This is a genomic window from Pseudomonas sp. WC1 (assembly GCF_050586565.1).
Taxonomy (GTDB): Bacteria; Pseudomonadota; Gammaproteobacteria; order Pseudomonadales; family Pseudomonadaceae; genus Aquipseudomonas.
In genome coordinates, this window is the sequence record NZ_JBOBDQ010000024.1 from 63,949 (window position 1) to 71,764 (window position 7,816).

The window sequence follows — 7,816 nt, forward strand, 5'->3', positions numbered from 1 at the left end:
ATGGCCACGCCCCTGATCGAGCTGTGCGACATCCGCAAGGTCTACGGCGGTGTCGATTCGCCCAGGGTCGAGGTGTTGCGCGGCATCAGCCTGAGCATCCACCCCGGCGAGTTCGTCGCCATCGTCGGCGCCTCGGGCTCCGGTAAATCGACCCTGATGAACATCCTCGGCTGCCTCGACCGTCCCACCTCGGGCAGCTACCGCTTCGCAGGCCGGGACGTGGCCGAACTGGACAGCGACGAGCTGGCCTGGCTGCGTCGCGAAGCGTTCGGCTTCGTGTTCCAGGGCTATCACCTGATCCCTTCGGGCTCGGCCCAGGAGAACGTCGAGATGCCGGCCATCTATGCCGGCACCCCGCCCGCCGAGCGCCATGCCCGCGCCCACGCCCTGCTCGAGCGCCTGGGCCTGGCCAGCCGCACCGGCAACCGCCCGCACCAGTTGTCCGGCGGCCAGCAGCAACGGGTGTCGATCGCCCGGGCGCTGATGAACGGCGGGCACATCATCCTCGCCGACGAGCCCACCGGCGCCCTCGACAGCCACAGCGGCGCCGAGGTGATGACCCTGCTCGACGAACTGGCCAGCCAGGGCCATGTGATCATCCTCATTACCCACGACCGTGAAGTCGCGGCCCGCGCCCAGCGGATCATCGAAGTACGCGACGGCGAAGTGGTCAGCGACTCGCCCAGCCAGCCATCGGCAGACATCCCCCGGCAATTGCAGGCCGACGACCTGCGCCAGCGCCTGGACCGCGGTGCCACCCAGCGCGGCGCCTGGAAAGGCGAACTGGTCGAGTCCCTGCAGGCTGCCTGGCGGGTGATGTGGATCAACCGCTTCCGCACCGCGCTGACCCTGCTCGGTATCATCATCGGGGTCGCCTCGGTGGTGGTCATGCTCGCGGTCGGCGAAGGCAGCAAGCGCCAGGTCATGGCGCAGATGGCCGCATTCGGCTCGAACATCCTTTACCTCAACGGCAAGCACTCCTCCGAGGAACTGATGGGCATCGTCACCCTCGACGATGTCGACGCCATCGGCGAACTGCCCCAGGTCAAACGGGTCATGCCGGTAATCGGCGACAAGCTCATGGTGCGCCACGGCAACAAGGGCGAGCAGTTCTACGTTGGCGGCAACAACACCGGGTTCCCCGAGATCTTCAACTGGCCCGTGGTCGAGGGCAGCTTCTACAGCGAAGCCGACGAAGCCAACGGCGCCGCCGTGGCGGTGATCGGGCAGAAGGTGCGTGACAAGATGTTCGGCCCGGGCAGCAATCCACTCGGCCAGTACCTGCTGATCGGCAACGTGCCGTTCCAGGTGATAGGGGTGCTCCAGGGCAAAGGCGCCAGCTCCGGCAGCGAGGACAGCGACGAGCGCGTGGTGGTGCCCTACTCCGCCGCCGCCATCCGCCTGTTCGGCAGCCGCGACCCGGAATACGTCACCATCGCCGCCCTGGACTCCAGCCGGGTGAAGGAGACCGAGCAGGCGATCGAGCGCCTGATGCTGCAGCGTCACCAGGGCAAGCATGACTTCGTCCTGACCAACGACGCCGCGTTGATCCAGGCCGAGGCCCGCACGCAGAACAGCCTGTCACTGATGCTCGGTGCGATTGCCGCGATCTCCCTGCTGGTGGGTGGCATCGGCGTGATGAACATCATGCTCATGACCGTGCGCGAACGCACCCGCGAGATCGGCATCCGCATGGCCACCGGCGCGCGCCAGCGCGACATCCTGCGCCAGTTCCTCACCGAGGCGGTGATGCTGTCGATGGTCGGCGGCGTGACCGGCATCGTCCTGGCCCTGGCCATCGGCGGCAGCCTGTTGCTGGCCGACATCGCCGTGGCCTTCGCCCTGCCCGCCATCCTCGGCGCCTTTGCCTGCGCCGTGATCACCGGCGTGGTGTTCGGTTTCATGCCGGCCCGCAAGGCCGCCCGCCTCGACCCGGTCAAGGCCCTTACCAGCGAATAACCCATGACGATCCCCTGCCGTATCAGCTTGCTGGCCCTGAGCCTTGGCCTGGCCGCCTGCAGCACCCCACCGCCGCCTGCGGCGAACATCGACGCCCCGCCGGCCTGGCAAGGGCCGACCAGCGCCAACCAGGCCCTGCCGGACAACCAGTGGTGGCGCGCCTTTGCCAGCCTGGAACTGGACCAGTTGATCGAGCGCGCGCGCTCGAACAGCCACGACCTGGCGGCAGCCGCGGCGCGGGTGCGCAAGGCCCAGGCCATCGCAGTGATCGCCGGGGCGCCATTACTGCCAGAAGTACAGCTCGGCCTGGATGGCAGCCGGCAGCGCCTGTTGCGCGGTGAAGGCAACAGCCAGCTCGACGCCAGCAGCAGCGAGCGCACCAGCACCTCGTTCGGCACCCGCCTGAGCGCCAGCTACGAGATCGATTTCTGGGGCGGCCTGCGCGCCACCCGCGACAGCGCGCTGCGCAGCCTGGATGCCAGCCGTTTCGATCGCCAGACAGTCGAGCTGACCCTGGTCAGCGCCGTGGCCGACAGCTACCTGCAAGGCCTGGCACTCGACGAGCAACTGCGCATCGCCCGGCTCAACCTGGACAATGCCCGCGACGTGCTGGGCCTGGTCGAAGCCCGCGAACGTTCAGGCTCGGCCACCCGCCTGGAACTGGCCCAGCAGCGCAGCCTGGTCGCTGCCCAGGAACGCCAGCTACCGTTGCTCGAACAGCGTCGCCAGGACAACCGCATCGTCCTCGCCACCCTGCTGGGCGACCCGGTGCAGGCCCTGCCCGACAATCGCGAAATGATCAGCAACGTACAGTGGCCCAGCATCGGCAGCGGCGTGCCCAGCGAACTGCTCGGCCGGCGGCCGGACATCGCCGCCGCCGAGGCGCGCCTGGCGGCGGCCAGCGCCAACATACAGGTGGCCCGGGCGGCCATGCTGCCTCGCCTGATACTCGGCGCGAACCTGGGCAGCGGTGCGCGCACCCTGCCCAATGTCTTCGACAGCCCCTACTACACCCTGACGGCCGGCCTCGCCGCGCCGATCTTCAACAACGGCCGACTCAGCGCCGCACGGGACCAGGCCAGCGCCGAACAGGAGGAATTGCTGGAGCTGTACCGCGGCAGCATCCTGGCGGGCTTCGCGGATGTGGAGAAAGCCTTGAACGCCATCGCCGGTGTTGAACGCCAGCGCCGCTGGCAGGACCAGGAGGTGGAGCAGGCACGCATCGCCTTCGACCTGGCCCAGCAACGTTACGCCGCCGGCGCCGAGACCCTGCTGACGGTACTGGAGACCCAGCGCACGCTGTATCTGGCCCAGGACCAGCAGGCGCAACTGCGCCTTGAGCAGTTGCAGGGCAGCGTGGCGCTGTACAAGGCATTGGGTGGGGGCTGGCAGACGCCGGTCAAGCTGTAGGGCACGCGACAAGTCCCTGCAGGCGCGGGTTTGCCCGCGCTTGCAGGGGCACTGGGTGCATCAGGGCACGATGTTTTTCAGTGACAGGTGGCGCGCGTACCAAGGACGTTGCGGCACCTTGCGCAGCAGGCTATCGAGCTTTTCTTCGTTACCGAACGTGATACGCAGGGCCAACTTCATGGTCTCCACGTCCATCTCCACCGACTTGCCCAGGCGCATGCCTGGCTGCGTGCTGCAGCCATGGGTGTCCGGGCCCAACCACGGGTCGCCGGCTTCGACCCAGCGACCCGGGGCGAACCAGGGCACGCCATTGACCTCCAGGCGCCGTACCTGACCGGGGTGATAGCGCTCATGGGCACGGAACCAGTCGTCGATGCGGTCGTCGATCCAGCCATGGAAACCCCAGAACACCGGATTGACATGGGACGAGAACGGATCGCCGAGAAAATCGTTTTCGGGCTCGAACCAGCGCGCGGCAAAGTCTGCCTGGTCACGGGCAAACGGCACCGGCGCGCCATTGTTCGGATCACGCGGCACCGACGCCCAGCACATGTGCAGCCAGTCGTGCAGGTTCATCTCCAGTTCCGAACCGAAGGCCCCAAGGGTCAGCTTCGACAGGTACAACGGGTCCTGGTACTGCGACTCCCACACCTGGAAATTGCTGCAGTAGGTTTCGCCGGCCTTGATCGCCCCAACCCACTGGCCATAGGCTTCGTCGCCCGGCGCCTGCCAGGTCGGCGGCACGCAGTAGCCGTCGTGGTTGTCGAAATAGCGGGCAAAGCCTGCGCGGTCGAACTCGACGCTCGGCTGCGGCAGCGGGAAGCGCTGCCACGAGGGCAGGTCCTGCAAGGTGCGTGCATACATCAGCATGTGCCGGTGCATGAACAGGAAATCGATGCCCGAGCCATTGCGGTGCTTGCGCGGGCCACGGGCATCGCGCTCATGGTCCCTGGGCCCGGGCTGCCAGCCCAGGCCACGCAGGGCGTCCTGCTTGTTCCGCGGCAATTTGTGCCACTGGTCACGGGTGGCATGCCAGAGCTGGTGGAACAAGCGGTGTTCGGCACCGACCACCCAGGCCAGCATCTCGGGGGTGTAAGGCAGGCGCTCACGGGCCTCGGGGAACAATCGCTTGACTGCGACGAAACGGCTGTCGGGCACCGGCAGCGTCAGCGGCCGATCCAGACGCTGCACGCGCCCGGTCAGCGTGCCGCTGCCGGCATTGGCGAACTCGGCCCAGACTTCGTCAAGGCTGGCCACGCACTCATAGCCCGGCCCGCCATGCTGGTTGACCAGCCGCCAGCGCACCTGCGCGCTGCTGGCGCCGACCAGGTCGCCCAGCACCCGGTAGACCGGCTCGCCAGCCCCACGCAAGCGCTCGCCGGTATCGACGAAACCGCGCAGGCCGCGCCCCTTGGTGGCAACGTCGAGGAACATCTCGACACCTTGCTGGGGCAGCCCATCCAGGCCGCGCTCGGCACCCTCGAAGCGGATTTCCCAGACGCCGCGCAGTTGGTCCGCGAGCATCTGGCCTGCGTAGTCGGCCAGCTCGACGCTGGCTTCCCCAGGCGTGACGATGTCGTCCTCGGGGTCATGGGTCAGTTGCTTGTGCGCGTAATAGGCCGCCGTGCCTGTGGCGCCTGCCACAGCCAGGCCGGCGATGAATCCTCGTCGGGAAATTGTCATTGCGCCTCAATCCGTCTTCGCGTGCCGCGACTGCTATCCAAGCTAGAACGTAGGCGGGCCAGGGAAATTTAGGCGCGGCTCACCCCGGCTAATTAACCGCGCAGTGCGCTCGTCTGATGGGTATCTCCCGCTGACAGAGGCATGCCCATGACCTCCCCGCTTGCCCGCCTGGCACCTGCTGCCCAGGCCACGCCCTACCGGCTCTTCGACCTCGACCTCAAGGCCATCGAAACCCTGAGCCCCTCACTGACGCGCTTCGTCTTCACCGGCGAGGACGTCGCGCAGATGACCACCCTGGCCCCCGACCAGCGTGTGAAGTTGCTGTTTCCGACGCCAGCCGGCGCGCCATCCAACCTGCCCAAGCACGCGCAATGGCAGCAGGCGCGGCGCGAACTGCCGGCGCAAGACATGCCGCCCATGCGCACCTACACCATCCGCGCCCTGCGCCGCGAGGCGCTGGAAGTGGATGTGGACTTTGTCCTGCACGGCGTCAATGGCCCCGCCTCGGCCTGGGCCACCCATGCCCGCGTCGGCGACCGCCTGCAGATGGTCGCCCCCAACCTGGCATATGCCGACGACCCCGGCGGCTATGAATGGAAACCGCCACGCAGCGCCCGGCGCATTCTGCTGGTCGGCGACGAAACCGCCCTGCCGGCGATTGCCGGCATCCTCGAACAGCTGGCCACGACCGCGCCGGATCTGCCAGTGGAAGCCTTCATCGAAGTGCCGTTGGAAGCCGACTGTCTCGACCTGCGCCAGAGCCCGGCCACCCGCCTGCACTGGCTGCCACGCGACCTGCTGCGCAGTGAGCACGGCCAAGGCATGCAGCACGCCGTGCGCGAGCTGGCCAGCCTGCCGGCGCCGCGTGGCGCGTCGACGGTCGAGCTGGAAGACGTGGATATCGACGAAAGCATCCTGTGGGAACAGGCCTGCGGCGAACACGGCGACTTCCATGCCTGGGTCGCCGGAGAATCGGGGACTGTCATGGACATCCGCCGCTACCTGATCAAGGAGCGCGAGCTGCCACGAGAAAGCCTGACCCTGATGGGTTACTGGCGCGCCGGGCGCGTGTTCGACTGAGCCACGAGCAGGGGCGCCTTGCGCCCCATCGCCGGCAATGGACGAAGGGGCTGAACGCAGCCCCGGAACATCAACCGGCCTTGACCGCCGCCGCGACGGCTTCGGCAAATCTTGCCGCCACTTCATCGATCTGCTCGGCACTGATGATCAACGGCGGCAGGAAGCGCACCACAGCACCATGGCGACCGCCCAGCTCGAGGATCAGGCCGCGGCGCAGGCACTCGCGCTGCACCTTCGGCGCCAGGCTGCGGCATGCCGGCGGATGCCCCTGCGCGTCGCGCTTGCCCGCCGGATCCACCAACTCCACGCCCAGCATCAAGCCACGGCCACGAATATCGCCGAGCTGCGGATAGTCCTGCTGCAACCGCTGCAGGTGCCCACGCAAGCGCTGGCCCATGGCCTCGGCGTGCTCGCACAGACGGTGCTCGACCAGGTACTTCATCACCGCAGAGCCCGCCGCCATGGCCATCTGATTGCCACGGAAGGTGCCGGCATGCGCGCCCGGCGACCACTGGTCGAGCCAATCACGGTAGACCATCACCGCCAGCGGCAAGCTGCCGCCGATGGCCTTGGACAGGGTGACCACGTCCGGCACGATGCCGGCGTGCTCGAAGGCGAACATCTTGCCAGTGCGGGCGAAGCCGCTCTGGATCTCGTCGACGATCAGCGCCACCCCGGCCTGCTCGGTGATCCGCCGCAGCCCGCGCAACCACTCGATATCGGCAGGGATCACGCCGCCCTCGCCCTGCACCACCTCGACGATCACCGCCGCTGGCAGCGCCACCCCGGCCTCGGGGTCGTTCAGCAGGTTTTCCAGGTAGTGCAGGTTGGCGCGCACGCCCGCCTCGCCACCCAGGCCGAACGGGCAGCGGTAGTCATAGGGATAGGGCAGGAACTGCACGCCGTTGTTCAGCAGCGCGCCAAGGGGCTTTTTCGGCCCCAGGCTGCCCATCAGGCTCAGGGCGCCCTGGGTCATGCCATGGTAGGCGCCCTGGAACGCCAGCACGGTGCTGCGCCCAGTCACGGTACGCACCAGCTTGAGCGCGGCCTCCACCGCATCGGTGCCGGTCGGGCCGCAGAACTGAATCTTCGCTTCGCCGCGCAGGCCCTCGGGCAACAGGCCGAACAGGTCCTGGACGAACTGGTCCTTGACCGGCGTGGTCAGGTCCAGGGTATGCAGTGGCAGCTCGTCAGCCAGCACGCGCTGGATCGCGTCGATCACCACCGGATGATTGTGACCCAGGGCCAGCGTGCCGGCACCGGCCAGGCAGTCGATGAATTGACGGCCCTCGACGTCCTCGACGTACAGGCCTCGGGCGCGCTTGAGCGCCAGCGGGATGCGTCGCGGGTAGCTGCGGGCGTTGGACTCCTGCTGTTGCTGGCGCAACAGCAGGGGCGAATCCTCGAATTCGTACAGGGGGCGCGGCGCGGTGGCCGGCAGCACCTGGGCAAGGCTGGAAGCAGTCGACATCGGAAAATCCCTCGCAAGCAAGCGAATGTGCCCGCCACGCGCCCTGTAACCGGATGTGTGTCGGGTTCTTATCGCTTGAAAAACGCTTCAGCGAGGTGCGGATTTAGCGGTTGCCGTCGGATTTGTTGAGGATCTGCGGCCTCTGTCACGGGGCAAGCCCGCTCCCACACCATGCACTGGCCCGGCAAGAGCAGTCGCGCAGATGCGAATTAC

Annotated in this window: 5 protein-coding genes; 3 read left to right on the plus strand and 2 right to left on the minus strand. The window is 67.6% G+C overall.

Annotated features, from left to right (window positions below; genetic code table 11):
- Complete coding sequence (locus ACQ4OD_RS13310) at positions 1 to 1,959, plus strand: MacB family efflux pump subunit (protein ID WP_139672470.1); 1,959 nt, start codon at positions 1 to 3, stop codon at positions 1,957 to 1,959.
- A gap of 3 nt (positions 1,960 to 1,962) precedes the next feature.
- Complete coding sequence (locus tag ACQ4OD_RS13315) at positions 1,963 to 3,369, plus strand: efflux transporter outer membrane subunit (protein ID WP_139672473.1); 1,407 nt, start codon at positions 1,963 to 1,965, stop codon at positions 3,367 to 3,369.
- 60 nt (positions 3,370 to 3,429) lie between these two features.
- Here ACQ4OD_RS13315 and ACQ4OD_RS13320 read toward each other — a convergent pair whose 3' ends face one another.
- A complete protein-coding gene (locus ACQ4OD_RS13320) occupies positions 3,430 to 5,052 on the minus strand; it encodes a twin-arginine translocation signal domain-containing protein (protein ID WP_102683110.1) in 1,623 nt (540 codons plus the stop codon).
- A 147-nt stretch (positions 5,053 to 5,199) separates the two neighbouring features.
- Between ACQ4OD_RS13320 and ACQ4OD_RS13325 the strand changes: the two genes are divergently transcribed.
- Positions 5,200 to 6,132: a siderophore-interacting protein gene (locus tag ACQ4OD_RS13325; protein ID WP_430944418.1), complete on the plus strand. Its 933-nt coding sequence runs from the start codon at positions 5,200 to 5,202 to the stop codon at positions 6,130 to 6,132.
- 70 nt (positions 6,133 to 6,202) lie between these two features.
- Here the strand turns inward: ACQ4OD_RS13325 and ACQ4OD_RS13330 are convergent, their stop codons facing one another.
- A complete protein-coding gene (locus tag ACQ4OD_RS13330; protein WP_102683108.1) occupies positions 6,203 to 7,603 on the minus strand; it encodes an aspartate aminotransferase family protein in 1,401 nt (466 codons plus the stop codon).
- Between the last annotated feature and the right edge of the window lie 213 nt (positions 7,604 to 7,816).

Excerpts from the sequence above, each read along its gene's own strand:
- ACQ4OD_RS13310 (WP_139672470.1), top strand. The coding sequence starts at position 1 with ATGGCCACGCCCCTGATCGAGCTGTGCGACATCCGCAAGGTCTACGGC.
- ACQ4OD_RS13315 (WP_139672473.1), top strand. The coding sequence starts at position 1,963 with ATGACGATCCCCTGCCGTATCAGCTTGCTGGCCCTGAGCCTTGGCCTG.
- ACQ4OD_RS13320 (WP_102683110.1), bottom strand. The coding sequence starts at position 5,052 with ATGACAATTTCCCGACGAGGATTCATCGCCGGCCTGGCTGTGGCAGGC.
- ACQ4OD_RS13325 (WP_430944418.1), top strand. The coding sequence starts at position 5,200 with ATGACCTCCCCGCTTGCCCGCCTGGCACCTGCTGCCCAGGCCACGCCC.
- ACQ4OD_RS13330 (WP_102683108.1), bottom strand. The coding sequence starts at position 7,603 with ATGTCGACTGCTTCCAGCCTTGCCCAGGTGCTGCCGGCCACCGCGCCG.